Below are 14,380 nucleotides of genomic sequence, written 5' to 3' on the forward strand. Positions count from 1 at the left end.
GCGGTGGCTGCGCGGCCGGAGGGCTGCGGGCGTGCGGCGGCACGGCCCGGGCTGCCCGTCGTCCCGACCCGGTCCGCTGCCCGGCGGCGGCGCGGGCGCGGCGGCGGCAGCGGATGCGTTACCGGCGGTGATCGTGACACCCCGGGCGCGTTCTGCCCGCGTGCGCTCACCCGCAGGAGTGGATTGAACCGGCTTTCTCACACCATCGGGTGAGTCCGCTGCGGCCACCCGGCGCGCCCCCGCGCACGCCGGGGCGCGCGCGGAAGCCCCGTGAGCCCCCTGTGGGGTGCGGCGCGTCGGCCACACCCCGTCCGACCTCGGCCACGCGCACGGCCTCCGCTTCCGTGCCCCCTTGGCCGGATTGCGCACCGTCGCCGGTGGGCACCGAAGACAGCGTGCGTGCCGTCGGCCGGGAACCCCTCGGCGGCGAGTGCGCCCGCGTGCATTCCGGGGGGCGGACATGGACGAGGCGCGTCTGGCGGAGGCCGCGGCCGCGGCGGTGGAGGCGAGCGCGCCGCTGGCCCGGCAGCTCGCCCTCATGGCGGAGGAGTTGACCCGCGCCGTCGCGCCCGGCCCGGAGCCCGCACCGGAGCCCGGCCCGCAGCCGGCACCCGGCCCGGCGCCGGACAGCCCGTACGCACACCTGCTCGCCGAGGACCGGCGGCTGCGCACCCGGGCCGCCGAACTCCTCGGTGAACTGGCCGGAACCCGCCTGTCCGCCATGGACACCTTCAACGTCGTCCTCTTCGGCCGGACCGGGGTGGGCAAGAGCTCCCTCGTCGAGGCGCTCACGGGCGGCGACGGCCGCCGGATCTCCCCGGGCAGGACCGACCACACCACCCGCGTGGAGGAGGTCCGCTGGGCGGGGCTGCGCCTCTTCGACACCCCCGGCACCAACGGCTGGGGCCACGACGGCGACAACAGCGCACTGGAGGAGCAGGCCCGCCGGGCCGTCCTCGCCGCCGACCTCGTGCTGCTCTGCTTCGACGACGGCAGCCAGCTCGAAGGGGAGTTCGCGAAGGTCGCCGCCTGGGTGCTCGCCTACCGCAAACCCGCGGTGGTCGTGCTCAACTGCGTGGAACGGCCCTGGCGCGACCCCGGCATGGTCAGCCAGGGCGTCGTACGGGCCCGCCTCTCGGCGACCGTCGCCGAGCACGCCGCGCACATCCGCGACTGGCTCGCCGCCTGCGGGCTGCCCGCGGTCCCGCTGGTCGCCCTCAGCGCCCAGCGGGCGGTGGCGGCCCGCGGGCCCGACGACTACCAGGGGTGGGACGCGCGGGCCGTCCGCCGCATGCGCGACCGGGACGGCCGGGCACGCCTGCTGGGCTGGTCGAACCTGCCCGTCCTGGAGGGGCTCGTCGCCGAGGCGGTGCGCGTCGAGGACGCCCCCCAGCTGCGGCTGGGGGGACTGGTGGGCCAGATGTCCGGCGCCCTCGCCGGGGTCGCCGCGGAACTCCGCACGCAGCTGGCGGAACCGGCCCTGGCTTACGCCGAGACCGTCGAGATGGGCCTGGCCGCCGTCCTCACGGTCCTCGGCGCCCCGACCCCCGAACCCCCGACCGCCACCGCAACCGCCCGCCCGTACGGGGCCGGCGGCACCGCCGAGGACGACGAGGCCGGGGAAGGGCAAGCAGGGGAGGACGAGGCGGGGGAAGACACGGAGCCGGGGGACGGGGAGGCCGCGGCCCACCGCCGGGCCGTCGCCCTGCTCGCCGAACTCGAAACCCTGCGCGGCCCCTTCCCCTCACCCGCCGGCGGCGAGGCCCGCGCCCACCTCGACAACCTGCTGACCGCCCGCCTCGGCGCCCTGCGCACCGCCATGGAGACCCGCGCGGAGGAGCACGCCGAACGCGCCTTCCGCAACCGCGTGGAGCTCTCCGCGCAGGAGTTCACCGACGCCGTCGTCCGTTCCGACGAGGTCACCGAGGCCGTCGGGACGGCCGTCGCCGACTTCACCGCCTACGTACGGCGCCGCATCGACCTCGCCGTCGCCGACACCGCCGCCGACCTGCACGAAATCGGCCTGCGCCTCGACGCGGTCCACGGCAGCACGGCCTCCGGCATGCGCACGATGGGCAAGGCCGCCGGGTACGGGAGCGCCGCCGCGGGCCTGCTCGGCGCCGCCCTCGCCATCGGCGTCGGCCTCAACTGGTGGAACCCGATCGGCTGGGCCGGCGCCCTGGCCCTCACCGCCTCCGGCACCGGCTTCGCCGGACGGCTGCTGAGCCGGTTCGGCCTGCGCCGCGAGCAGATCCGGCGCGACTCAGCCCGCGTCGACCAGCGCACCCGCGCCCGGCGCGCCGTGGCCGACCACATCGAGGCCCTGCGCGCCCACGTGACCGCCCACTGCGAGCTGATCATCCGCACGGCCGTCCTCGCCAAGGCCGCACCCGGCATCGAACAGGCAGTGGTGCTCCGCCGGATCGCCGCCGCGGCCGCCCGCGACGCCGACCTCGTGCAGAACGCGGCCGCAGCCCTCCCCGCGGCCCGCGAACCGGCCGACATCCTGCTGGAGGCGATGGGCCGGGCCGAAGCCGCCGCCGGCATCACCCATCCGGCCGACGCCGACCTGCACTGGCTCGGCGCCTCCTGGTGCACCGACCCGTACAACCTCGCCGCCCCGGCCCCGGCGCGCACCGGCGGACGCTCCGGCGCCGCCCCCCGCTTCGGGCCCGGCGTCTTCCGCCGCCTCAGGGCGGCCCTGCGCCGCGGCCGCCGCCTGCCCGCGCCCGGATCCGGAGCGCAATGGCTGTCATTGCTCCACCGCGAACTGGCGGGCGACGCTTCCGCCGCGCCCGCCCTCGCCGAACTCGACGCACTGGCTGCCGACCCGCGGCCGCGAATAGCCGTGGCCGGAGACATGAGCACCGGCAAGTCCGCCTTCATCCGCCGCCTGCTCGTCGAATCCGGAAGCCCCGTGCCCGCATCCCTGCGAAGCTCCGCCGGACCGGAGACCTTCCGCGCCGAGGCGTACGCCTGGGAGGGCATGCTCCTCGTCGACACCCCCGGCTTCCAGAGCGGCCTGGAACCCCACACGCAGGCCGCCCGCGAGGCGCTCGCCGACTCCGCCGCCGTCTTCTACCTGTTCCCGCCCCATGCGGCCGCCGGCGACCGCGCCGACCTCGACCTGCTGCTGCGGGGCCGGCCCGAGGAGGGCCGCTTCCCCAAAAGCGCCCGCGCCCTCTACGTCATCAACAAGATCGACCGGGTCGGCGGGCCCGACCTCGGCGCGGACTTCGCCGCCCGCATCGAGCGGGCCGAAGCCGCCCTCGCCTCCCTGCTGGAGGGGATCGCCCCGCCGGCCCCCGGACAGCAGCCCTACCGGGAGCGGATCGTCGCGATGGCCGCCGCCCCCTTCCAGATCCGGGCCGACCACGGAAGCGCGTACGACGACTTCCGATCCTGGGACGGCTTCCGCGACTTCGCCGCCGCCGTCCGCGAACTCCGCCTCACGCTGGAGGCCGACGCCGCGGACGTCACCGTCCTGCACGGCGGAGCCGCCCGCCTCGCCGGACTGCGCGCAGGGGCCGAAGCGGAAGCCCGCCTGCTGGCCCGGCGGCTCGACGAACTCGGCCGACTCGCCCAAGAGGCCTCGCACGGCGCCGCCACCGGCCGCGCCATGGTGAAGGCGCTGACCCACGGCGCCGCCCGGCTCGCCGACGACTTCACCTCCCGCCTGGTCATGGAGGCCATGGAGCCCGGCCTCGATCCGGTCGTCCGCAAGGCCCGCGGTGAGCGCCTCGGAAACTGGGGCGCCGACGCCGAGTTCACCGCGATGTACGACCTCTACCGGGCGGAGGCGGACCGCACCGCCCAGACCTGGCTGGCCACCGTCTCCTCCGCCCTGGACCGCCGGACCCGCTCGCCCCGCTTCGCCCTCGCCTTCCCCGACGGCATCGCCGGCGTCGACCTCCGCTTCATGGCCGCCGACGCCCTCCGGGCCCAGGCCCGCGACCTGCTGTCCGCGACGAGCGCGGCCCTCGCCCCCGTGGACAGGCTCTCCCCCGACGACGTGGTGCGCTTCGCCGCGCACTTCGACGTCCTCCTCGCACCCGACCAGATCGAGGCCGCACTGCACCTCACCTCCGACGCCGGGATCTTCCTCAAGGTGCTGAACGCCGTCAGCACGATCAGCGCCATGAACTCCCTCGCCACCCGCGAGCAGAAGACCGAGGCGGCCCGGGAGGCACTCCGGGACATCATGCGCGCCTCCGCCAGGGGCTGGGCCGCCCGCGTCCGCGACTCGGCGGCCGCGGTCGGAACCCTCTGCACCCGCCTGGAAGAGGCCGCGGCCGACCTGACGGCCCGACAAGCCGAGGTCCACGCCGAGCTCAAGGCCGCCCGCGACCGCGCGGGCCGCTACACCGCCGCCCTGCACGGCGCGGCCGAACGCCTGGGAGTCCCCATGCCCCACCGCACCACCCGAGGCCGCCGATGAACGCGGCCCACGCGGCCCACGCAGCGCCGGAGCCGCACGACTGGGCCTCCCGCGCGGAATCGGCCGTCCGGGAGGCCATCGGCCAGGCCGGGGCCGCCGCCCTCGCGGGCTCCTGGGCCGCGATCGCCCAGCGCCCGGTCCCCACCGTGGTCCTCTACGGGCCGCAGAACGCCGGGAAGACCAGCCTGCTGCGCCGCCTCCTCACCGAGGACGGCACCACCGTGCCCGCCTGGGCCGCTGTCAGCGCCCGCAAGGAGACCTTCGCGGCGGACGCCGTCGAGTCCGGCGGCCTGCGCTTCGTCGACACCCCGGGCCTCATGGCAGGCGACCCCCAGCACACCGAGCGCGCGCAGGCCGCCCTGGCCGAGGCCGACGCGCTCCTGCTGGTGCTCAACCGCCGGGGCCTCGCCGCGGACCGGCCGCACCTGCTGGCCGTCGCGACCGGCACCCACTTCCACGCCGACCGCCCCCGGCCGTTCCCCGCCGGAGCCCTCCTGCCGGTCGTGACCATGGCCGACCGGTGGGGTGCCGACCCGGGCACCGAGGAGTTCCACGAGCTGGTACGGGAGTCCCGGCGCGCCCTGCACGCCCAGCTCGCTCCGCACACCGGGGAGCGGAGCGCGCCCGCCGCGCACGTCGTGGCGGCCGACCCCTACCAGATGGCCGCCGGCGTCCCCGCCGGCGAACTCCGCCCGGAGCACTACCTGCTCGGCGACGAGTGGGACGGCATCGCCGCACTGCGGGCCGCCCTGCACGCCCTCGCCGGCCGGACCGCCGAACTGCGCGCCCACACCCGCACCCGGTTCTGGACCCGGCACGCCGCCGCGGCCCTGGAGGCCGGGCGCGCGGAGCTCGCCGAGTCGGAGGCCGCCCTGGCCGGGGCCGGCCGCCGGCGCGACCGGGCCCTCCTCTTCGAGGCCCGGCTCGACGCCGCCTGCGCGGCCGCATCGGCCCGCCTGCGCGCCCTCCTCCGGGAGGAGCTCGCCCGGCTCGTCGACGCCGCCCCTCCCGCCGAGGGCGACGAGGCTCTGCGGCGGCGGGCCGAGACCCGGCTCGCCACCGCAACCGGGGCCTGGCGGGCCGCCGCGGCCGAGGAGGTGCGCCGCCTGGCCTTCGCCGCACGCGCCGAGACCGCCGCCGCGGCCGCCGCACCCGGCAGCGAGGCCTTCGCCACGTACGTCGACGAGGTCGTCGAACTGCTCCGGTCCGGCGCGGCGGAGGCACCGGACCCGACCGCCCCCGCCGTCACCCCGACGGCGGCCGTGTGGCTGGGGCTCGGCCCGCTGGCCATGGCCGTCCGGCACGAGACGCGCCGGCGCCTGCGCGAACACCACGCCGGGCACGCCGAGGAGACGCGCCGGGCACTCGCGGACTTCACCGCCGACGCCGCCCGGGACGCCGACACCCCCGCGCCCGGCCAGGCCGCCCCGCCGCCCGCCGGCACCGCTCCGGACCCCGGCGCCTGGCAGGCGGACTCCGACCCCGCGGCGGACGACGGGGCCGCAGCCGACCAGCCCGGCGGGGACGGTGCCGCGTACGCCTCCGACGCGTACGGCCCGGACCCGTACGCCGCGGACGCGTACGGCTACCCCGGCGGCCCGGCGGCCGACGCGGCAGGCGGCGGCGCACACCCGGGGCATGCCGCCGAGGCCGTGGTCGCACTGGTGGAGGAGGCACTGGTCTTCGCCGCCTGGTACCACCTCGAACACCGCACGCGGAAGCAGGCCGCCGACACCGCGCGCGAGGCCGCCCGGCGGGCCGCCCGGCGCCGGGCAGCCATCGACGACCTCACCGAGCGCATCGCCGCCGGCTGCGAGGAGGACTGGCTGCGCCTGGTCGCCGCCACGCGCACGGCGATCCGCGCCCGCATCCCGGCGGACGCCCTCGTGGATCCGCTCCGCGCGGAGCACGACCGGCTCCGCGGTGCCGTCGCCACCCTGGAGCAGGTCCTCGGGGAGCTCCCGCTGTGACGCCGCAGCCGCCGCGCGTCTTCGTCGGCCACGCCTCCGCCGACCGGGAGGCCTTCGTCGAACCGCTGGCCCGCGCGCTCGCCGCGCTCGGCGTCCAGGCGTGGGTGGAGTTCTGGGAGGTCCGCCTCGGAGACCGCCTCGCGCACACCGTCTTCGACCGGGGCATGGACACCGCCGACTGCTTCGTCCTCGTCCTCTCCGACCGCTGGACGAAGGACCCCTGGCTCGCGGACCAGCTCGACGGGGCCACCGTCCGCCGCATCGAGGACGGGCGCCGCCTCATCCCCGTCCTCCTCGACGGCATGCGGACCCCGCCGGCCCTGCGGCACCTCGTGCCCCTGCGGGCCGACCGCACCGCCGCCGCGGCGGCCGCGGCCGCCGCCGCCATCGCCGACACCGTCCACGGCGCCGACCCGCGGCCGCCCGTCGCACCCCCGCCCGGGTACGCGGCCACCGGCGCGCGCACCGCTGCCGCGGCTGCGGCGGCGGACCGGCCCTCCCCGGCACCGGCCCGTACGGGCGGGCCGCCCCGCCGCCGGCCCCCCTTCCCCGGTGTCGCCGCCCCCGACCTCGCCCTGCTGCACCACGCCCTGCGCGAGGCCCTGGCCCGGGGCGTGCCCGGCCCGCTCCCGTGGGCGGGGGTGCGGGAGGCGGCCGAACGGGACGGCCTGGCCGGCGACGCACTGGCCGGGGCGCTGCGGTCGCTCGAAGCGGCGGGGCTGATCACGGCCGCCCGCGGAGGAGGGACCGTGGCGTGGTGCACGCTGACCCCGCACGGCTACCGGCTCGGCGCCCCGGGCGCGGTACCCGATCTGGAGGACGCCAAGCGCCGGGTCATCGCCGCGCTGCTGAACCGGCCGCCCGGGCACCGGTCGACGGGCCGGGACACTGCCGAGCTGGCGGAGACGGCCGATGCCCCGGTCCTCGTCGCGGACCGGCTCCTGGCCGACCTGGCGGAGGCCGGGCACCTGCGCCTGCTCCGCGGGGCCGGCGGGCGGACCCTGGTGGCGGACGTCAGCCCCCTCCTCGCCCGGTGGATCACCTGACGCCCACTCAGAAACCGCCGAATCGCTGCAGATCCGCCCCGGGGGCCGCTCGCCTTCCCGGCCACAGCACTAGGCTGGCCCCGGCGGGCGCGGGCCCGCCGGGGGAGGGGGCGGCAGGTTGCCGTACGCACGGAAGCGGATCTTCGTCAGCCATGCCGGACCGGACCTGCCCTGGGCGGAATGGATCGCCTGGGTGCTGGAGCAGGAGGGCCACGAGGTCGACCTCGACCTCTGGGACTGGCGGATGGGCGAGCGCTTCGAGGAGCGCGTCGGCGCCGGCCTCGGCGAGCGCCCCGGCTACGACCTCGTCGTCATGCTGCTGTCCCCCCAATACCTCGACTCCCCTTACGCCGGCCGGGAATGGGAGCACGCGCTGCGCGCCCCGGCGATCCGCCTGCTCTCCCCCGGCCGACTGCTGCCGGTGCAGATCAAACCGCTGACCGGGCCCGTGCCGCCCGCCCTCGCCCCGCTCCCGCGGCTGGTCCTGCACGGCCTGCACAGCGAGTCCGAGGTGATCGCCCGCCTCGCCGACGCGGTGCGCAACGCCGGCGCGACGGCCGGGACGGACGACCGGACCGCCCCCGCCCCCGCCTCCGCGCCGCAACCCGGCGCCGGCCCGGTCGGCCGGCCCGCGCCCTCCGCCGCAGCGGGCCCCGCCGCACCCCGGTTGCCCGGCAGCGCCGACCGGCCCGCCCTGTGGAACATCCCCGGCCGCCACCCCGGCGTCCAGGGCCGCGAGGCCCTCATCCAGCAGATCCGCCTCCAACTCCTCGCGTCCTCCGTGGCGGCCGTCCCGGCGCTGCACGGCCTCGACGGGGTCGGCGCGCACGAGGTCGCCCAGGAGTACGCGCAGCGCTTCAGGGGCCAGTACGACCTCGTGTGGTGGATCGGCGCCGCCGACCGCGCGGCGGTCCGCGCCGGGTACGCCGACCTCGCCGGCCGCCTCGGCATCGCCGCCGCGCCCGGAAGCCCCCTCCGGCCCGACCGCGACCGGCTGCTCGAAGCCCTGTTCGCCGACCTCGCCACCCGCCCCAGGTGGCTCGTCGTCCTCGCCGACGCCGGCCCCCCGGAATCCCTGGCAGACCTGCTGCCGCCGGAGCCGGGGCACCTGCTGCTGCTCCCCGCCGCCGGAGACTGGACGGACCCGGCCGCAGTACGGCGGAACGTGCAGCCCGGCCGGCCGGAGCAGCCCGAGGACCCGGCCACCGGGCACCGTCCGGCGCAGTCCCCGCCCGGCCCGGCAGGGGCCCGAAGCCGGCCCCGGCCGCGCGTCCTCGCAGTGGCGACCGAGTGGTCGTCCTCGCGCGGCGGCCTCAGCACCTTCAACCGGCGGATGTGCCGGGCCCTGTCCGTAGCCGGCGCCGACGTGTACTGCCTGGTACCCGCCTTCGACAAGGAGGAGGCCGCCGCTGCCTCGGCCGCCGGGGTGACCCTCGTCGAGGCAGAACGCCCCCCGCTGTGGACCGGCGAGCGCTCCCTGCTGCGCAAGCCGGGCCCCGCCCTGCCCGGCCCGCCGGACCTGGTCATCGGCCACGGCCGCGTCACCGGCCCGGCAGCCCAGCTCCTGGCGGAGGACCACTACCCGCAGGCCCGGCGGATCCACGTCATCCACATGGTCCCCGACCAGATCGAATGGCTGAAGGAGGACCGCGCCGACGACCCGGCCCGCCGCGCCGACGACCGCAGCACCACCGAGCGCCTCCTCGGCGCCACCGCGCACCGGCCCGTCGTCCTCGGCCCCCTCCTCTACAGCAAGTACGCCAAGCACTTCACCGTCCCCACGGGCGGCACCCGCCTGCTGCGCGTCGACCCCGGCTTCGAACCGTCCTCCGCCGAGCCGCGCGCCGTCCCCGAGGGCGACCCCGAAGTCCTCGTCTTCGGACGGGCCGAGGACGTCCTGATCAAGGGCCTCGACACGGCCGCCGAGGCGATGGGGCGGCTCGTCCGGCGCGCCCACCGCTTCCGCGGCGTCGACCTGGCCGTACGCGGCGTACCCGACGGTGAGGACGGCGGCGCGCTCCGGGAGCGGCTGATGGCGTACGCGGGCAGCGGGGACCTGAACATCGTCCCCAAGCCCTTCCGGACCGACCCCGAGACCCTGCGGGCCGACCTGCACCACGCCAGCCTGGTCCTGCTGCCGTCCCGGCGGGAGGGGTTCGGGCTCTCCGCGGTCGAGGCGATCGCCGCGGGCACCCCCGTCCTGGTCAGCGACGCGAGCGGGCTCGGCCTGCTGCTGCGCGAGACGCTGGGCGTGGCGGAGGCCGAGCAGTATGTGGTGGAGACCCGCGGTGACGACCAGGACGCGGAGCGGTGGAGCCACGCCGTCGAGTTCCTCCTGCGGGACCGGGCGGCCGCCTTCGCGCGGGCGGCGGAGCTGCGCGAGCACCTGGCGGCCCGGTTCAGCTGGAGCAGGGCCGCGGCCGCGCTCCTGGCCGAACTGCCCTGACCGGGCAGTCCGGGGGAGTAGGAGAGCGGGGGCGCGCGGATGGGAGCGGCACAGGCACTGGAGAAGCTGGTACCGGTGGTGCTGGCCTTCGGCTGCGGGGTCCTCCTCGCGCGGCGGAAGGTCGTACCGGCGGAGAGCTCGAAGGCCTTCGCGGACTACGCCTTCCTCTTCGCCGTCCCCTGCTTCCTCTTCGGCAACATCCACCGCAGCGACCTCGGCGCCCTGTTCGACTGGCGTGCCGTCACCGGCTACGCGGCCGCGGCCTGCACCGGGGCCGTCCTCGTCGGCGTCGTCGCCTGGACGGCCGGCGTGCGCGACCCGCGCGGCGCGGCGCTGCGCATCATGGCCGGCGTCCAGGTCAACACGGCCTACTTCTCCGTGCCCGTCTTCATCATGCTGTTCGGGAACGCCGCACCCATCTTCCCCGTGCTGCTGTTCCAGGTGTGCGTCTTCTCCCTGGTCATCATCTCGATCATGGAGTGGGGCCGCCCGGGCCGCGTCGGCAGCCCGGCCCGCCGGCTCGGATCGGCGGTCTCCGCCTCGCTGCTGACGCCCGTGGTCATCGCCTGCAACGCGGGCATCCTGCTGGGCCTGCTGCCCGTCACCGTGCCCGGCGTGGTCCTCGACGCGTTCGCGTTCGTCGGCGACAGCGCCTCGCCCGTCGCCCTGTTCGCCCTCGGACTGCACCTGGGCGGCAGCGGCCTGAAGATCCGCGGCACCACCCGCGAGGAGATGGCGGTCATCGCGTTCAAGTGCGCCGCCATGCCCCTGATCACGTACGCCGTCTGCCGCCACCTGTTCGGCGTCGAGGGGGAGTGGCTCGGCCACCTCGTCCTGATCGCAGCGATGCCCGCACCGCAGAACCTCTTCATCTTCGCCCAGCGCTACGACGTCGGCGTCGACCTGTCCGCCGCCCTCGTCGTCAAGAGCTCCGTCGTCGCCCTGCTCCTGCTCCCGCTGTGGACGCAGTGGGCCGTACACCTGGCCTGAGCACGACCGCACGCGCCGTACAGCGCGGCGAAATGCCCTGCCGCGGGCCTGCGCCACGCGGCAGGCTCGCCCCCACGCCACAGCACACGGCCCGCCGCTACGGCAGCAGGTGTGCCGGGAGGTACTCCGGCAGGGCCGCCAGCGGGCCGGAGGCGGCCTGGTCGAGGAGGTCCCGGATCGGATCGCGGACGGGATCGGGGGCCGGCACCGTCCCGGCACCGGAAGCGGACGCCCCCAGCCGTTCCGCCACGTCCCGGCGCAGCGCCGGCAGCAGTGCGTACAGCCGGTCGCCGGGGCAGGACGTCGCGTTGAAGTCCCGGTGCCCGTAGATGGCGGTGGCGGGCAGCCTGTACTGGGTGCAGACGTACGCGCACAGGTCCGCCAGCGCCGCGTACTGCGCGGCCGGCGGCTCCTCCGAGGTGTAGGTGCCCTCGTTCTCGATGCCGATCGACACCGTGTTCTGGCCGACGCAGTGCGCCGCACGGACCTGGCGGGCGCCTCCGCGCAGCTCGGCGAGGCTGCTGTGCCGCCCCTCCATCACGAACGCGCCCCGGCTCACGGTGAAGTGCTGCCCGGTGTCGATCCAGCCCTGCGCGTCCATGTGGTACGTCTGGATCGCCCTCGCCAGGGCGAAGGCCCGCTGCTGCGAGTAGTCGGTGACGTTCGCCGTCGCCGTGTGGTGGACGATGATCCGCTGAGGGCGGTTGGCGAGGACCACGACCGGCTCCGACGAAGGCCGCGCCCCCCAGGTGGCGCAGCTCGCGATGACCGGAGCGGCCGCGTCGGCGGCGAACGCCCGTCCGGCGGCGAAGGAGGGGAGGGCGGCGCCCGCCGCCAGGGCCAGCGCGCCCGTGAACACGGACCGCCTGGTGTGCGACGGGGCTGCCGCCGGTGCCTGCTGCTGCGCGGAAGAGGTCATACCGTGCCCGTTTCCAATCGGAGGCTGCCCATTGAAGGGGCCCCGGGCGTACGGGGCGCGCAGACACACCGCGCGCGCCGCCGCCGGGTGGGCGCGCGGCCGCCATCCGGGTGGGCGCGGGCCGTGTCCGGCGCACCGAGCCTGCCCGCCCTCCCCATCCTGGGCGGGGGCCGCCCCAGGCCCGCCCGCCACCGCCACGCCACACAAGGAGTACGGGATGCCCCTGGACGCCGTCGGACGCTTCCTGGCCGCCCTCGACCCGGCCCACCGGGACGCCGTCGCCGGCGAGCCCCGCAAGGAGCAGGAACGGCTCGCCGCCGCCTGGGAGGAGGAACTGGAGTCGGACACCGACATCGACACCCTCGACGAGCTGTCTCCCGCGGCGGCCGAGAGCGAGGCGGCCCGGCGCGTGATGGAGCGCCGCCCCCGGTAGCGTCCTCGGCACCGGCCGGACGCGGACGCGCCCCGCGCCGCCCCCTCCGGGGCCGCGCGGGGCGCGCGAGGCGGGCGCCCGCCCGTCACATGCCGAGGGCCCGGCCCAACCCCGTCCGGTTGGTCCCCAGCTTGGTGAACACCGCCGACAGCAACTCGCCGACGACCGCGGGGTCCATGCGCATCTCCTTGCCGATCGCCGCGTTGTCGAGGCCCAGCGCCGCATGCCGCGCGGCCTCTGCCTCCGCCACCGTCAGCGTGTCCTGCTCGGAGGTGTGCAGACGGCGCGGGCGCAGGCCGGCCGCGGCCAGCAGGCCGCGCGCCCGGTCCGTGAGGGTGTCCGCACCGCATGCGGTGGCAACCTCCATGCCCCGGTACAGCTGCTGCGCGGCCCGGTGCGGATCGCCCATCGTCTGCAGCACCGTGCCGTGGTCGACGAGCGCATGCGCGAACTCGCACGCCGCCGGCGACTGCTCCAGATGGGCCACCGCCTCCTCCAGCAGTACGGCCGCCTGCGCCGGCTCCACGGTGGCCGCCTGGACGCGCAGCGCCTGCCCGATGATGCTCGCCGCCCCGAAGGCACGCGCCCGGGCCACGGCCTCTTCCGCGGTGGCCCGCGCCAGTCCGGTGTCGTGCGTGGCCTGAGCCAGCGCCAGGTCGAGCTGCCACGAACTCCACGACGGGTTCCGCGTACCGCGCAGGTCCAGGCGCCGGCCCGCTTCCGTGAGCTGCCGCTCGGCCTCGTCCACACGCCCCTGCGCCAGCAGCAGCCTGCCGAACACGGTCTGCGGGTCCGGGTAGACGATGGCCTGCGGGAAGCCCTCGCCGAGCCGGTAGTCGCGCGCCACCTTCTGCGCCTCGGCCAGGTTGCCGCGGGCGAGGAGCGTCTCGACCAGCGTGCCGACCGCGTACCACTGGGCCGGGTTGTCCTGCCCGATGCGGTTGGCGATCTCCAGGCCGTTGCGGACGAAGTCCTCCGCCTCGGCGAGCCGGCCGCGCCGGTAGCGGACGTAGCCGAGCAGCGTGTACACGTAAGGACAGGTGCGTGCCGCGCCAGCCCTTGGCCTCGAACTCCAGGATGCCGGTGTTGAAGAGCTCCTCCGCCCGGCCCGGCTGGTCGCAGTACATGAGGGTGATCGCGACGACGACCGGCACCTCGAAGCCGAAGTCCTGGTCGGTCCAGCTCATGCCGCCGTCGAGCGCCTGCTCCGCGAAGTCGACGGCGGTGCCCACGGGTTCGCCGCGCATGGCGGCGTCCCAGGCGCGCAGGCCCAGGATGTGCCGCTCGGCCAGACCGCGGCCGACGAGCCGCTTGGCGAACTGGGCGAGCAGCCGCGACCGGGCGGGCGAGTTCTCCTCGTCGCCGCGGACCGAGTTCCACTTGAACTGCTCGGCCTGCATGCGCAGCCTGGTCCGGGCACTGGTGGACCTGCGCGCCTCGTCGTCCAGCAGTCCGACGGCCTCCGCCAGCCGGCCCGTGTGCGCCAGAGCCTGGGCAAGGCGGTACGTGATCGCCTCGCGCAGCGCCGGCTCGGTCTTCGGCTCCTCCAGTGCCGTCCGCAGCTGGTTGATGGTGGTCATCGGGTCGTGCAGGAGGTTCGCGGCGCCGAGCTCGAACAGCACCTGCGCCCGGTCCTCCGGCTCCGGGGGTTCGCGCAGCGCCCGCGCCAGGTAGCGGCGTGCCGCGTCGGGCGCACCGGCGGCGAAGCTCTCGTTGGCGGCCTGGCGCAGCTGCTGTACGACCCACGGGTCGCCCTCGGGGTGCATCTCCAGTAAATGCCGCGCGGCGGCGGATGCGCCGTGCCCGCCGTCGATGAGGGCCTGGGCGGCCATGCCGTGCATGCCGACCCGCACGCCGGGCGGGATCGACCGGTAGACGGCCGTCGCGATGAGCGGGTGGTAGAACTCCACGACCTCCTTGGTGCGCAGTCCGGTCAGGACGGTCAGGATGCGGGCGGCCCGCAGCTGCGAGATGGCCTCGGAGGCCTGCGCCTCGCCGAGGGCGGCGACGCTTGCGACGGTGCCCGTCGGCACCGCGTTGCCCAGTACCGCGGCGGCCCAGGCGAGCCGGACCGTGGAGGGGCCGAGCTGCTCCAGGCGGTCGATGAGGCCGCTGCCCTTGACGGCGGACGCGAGGTC

At 76.6% G+C, this 14,380-nt stretch carries 9 protein-coding genes; 7 read left to right on the forward strand and 2 right to left on the reverse strand.

Translation table 11 applies throughout. The features are described 5' to 3' along the window. Nucleotides 1-460 precede the first annotated feature (460 nt). From C0216_RS13180 to C0216_RS13200, 5 genes are all read left to right on the forward strand, one after another. The gene (locus tag C0216_RS13180) at nucleotides 461-4,438 is read left to right on the forward strand and encodes a GTPase (RefSeq protein WP_114055461.1); all 3,978 of its coding nucleotides are present in this window, start codon (nucleotides 461-463) and stop codon (nucleotides 4,436-4,438) included. Then, a complete protein-coding gene (locus tag C0216_RS13185) occupies nucleotides 4,435-6,408 on the forward strand; it encodes a GTPase (protein WP_114055462.1) in 1,974 nt (657 codons plus the stop codon). The genes C0216_RS13180 and C0216_RS13185 overlap by 4 nt, the downstream gene beginning before the upstream one ends. Next, nucleotides 6,405-7,454 (forward strand): toll/interleukin-1 receptor domain-containing protein, encoded by a 1,050-nt coding sequence (locus C0216_RS33445; protein WP_162793191.1) that lies wholly within the window; start codon nucleotides 6,405-6,407, stop codon nucleotides 7,452-7,454. Before C0216_RS13185 ends, C0216_RS33445 begins: the two co-directional genes overlap by 4 nt. A gap of 118 nt (nucleotides 7,455-7,572) precedes the next feature. Beyond that, a complete protein-coding gene (locus tag C0216_RS13195) occupies nucleotides 7,573-9,900 on the forward strand; it encodes a TIR domain-containing protein (protein ID WP_114055463.1) in 2,328 nt (775 codons plus the stop codon). A 39-nt stretch (nucleotides 9,901-9,939) separates the two neighbouring features. Then, a complete protein-coding gene (locus C0216_RS13200) occupies nucleotides 9,940-10,890 on the forward strand; it encodes an AEC family transporter (protein WP_114055464.1) in 951 nt (316 codons plus the stop codon). Nucleotides 10,891-10,987: 97 nt separating this feature from the next. Here C0216_RS13200 and C0216_RS13205 read toward each other — a convergent pair whose 3' ends face one another. Continuing rightward, entirely contained in the window at nucleotides 10,988-11,809 is an 822-nt protein-coding gene (locus tag C0216_RS13205; RefSeq protein ID WP_114055465.1) for a peptidoglycan recognition protein family protein, read from the reverse strand. 217 nt (nucleotides 11,810-12,026) lie between these two features. Here C0216_RS13205 and C0216_RS13210 point away from each other — a divergent pair, with 217 nt between their 5' ends. Next, complete coding sequence (locus C0216_RS13210) at nucleotides 12,027-12,242, forward strand: hypothetical protein (protein WP_114055466.1); 216 nt, start codon at nucleotides 12,027-12,029, stop codon at nucleotides 12,240-12,242. 85 nt (nucleotides 12,243-12,327) lie between these two features. Here C0216_RS13210 and C0216_RS35205 read toward each other — a convergent pair whose 3' ends face one another. Then, nucleotides 12,328-13,272 (reverse strand): hypothetical protein, encoded by a 945-nt coding sequence (locus C0216_RS35205; protein WP_342777104.1) that lies wholly within the window; start codon nucleotides 13,270-13,272, stop codon nucleotides 12,328-12,330. A gap of 10 nt (nucleotides 13,273-13,282) precedes the next feature. Here C0216_RS35205 and C0216_RS35210 point away from each other — a divergent pair, with 10 nt between their 5' ends. After that, complete coding sequence (locus tag C0216_RS35210) at nucleotides 13,283-14,017, forward strand: hypothetical protein (RefSeq protein ID WP_342777105.1); 735 nt, start codon at nucleotides 13,283-13,285, stop codon at nucleotides 14,015-14,017. The last annotated feature ends 363 nt before the right edge of the window (nucleotides 14,018-14,380 follow it).

The organism is Streptomyces globosus (assembly GCF_003325375.1).
In the GTDB taxonomy this organism is placed as follows: domain Bacteria; phylum Actinomycetota; class Actinomycetes; order Streptomycetales; family Streptomycetaceae; genus Streptomyces; species Streptomyces globosus_A.

What these genes read in the sequence shown, in the direction of transcription:
- C0216_RS13180 (WP_114055461.1), top strand. Translation starts at nt 461, where the DNA reads ATGGACGAGGCGCGTCTGGCGGAGGCCGCGGCCGCGGCGGTGGAGGCG.
- C0216_RS13185 (WP_114055462.1), top strand. Translation starts at nt 4,435, where the DNA reads ATGAACGCGGCCCACGCGGCCCACGCAGCGCCGGAGCCGCACGACTGG.
- C0216_RS13200 (WP_114055464.1), top strand. Translation starts at nt 9,940, where the DNA reads ATGGGAGCGGCACAGGCACTGGAGAAGCTGGTACCGGTGGTGCTGGCC.
- C0216_RS13205 (WP_114055465.1), bottom strand. Translation starts at nt 11,809, where the DNA reads ATGACCTCTTCCGCGCAGCAGCAGGCACCGGCGGCAGCCCCGTCGCAC.
- C0216_RS13210 (WP_114055466.1), top strand. Translation starts at nt 12,027, where the DNA reads ATGCCCCTGGACGCCGTCGGACGCTTCCTGGCCGCCCTCGACCCGGCC.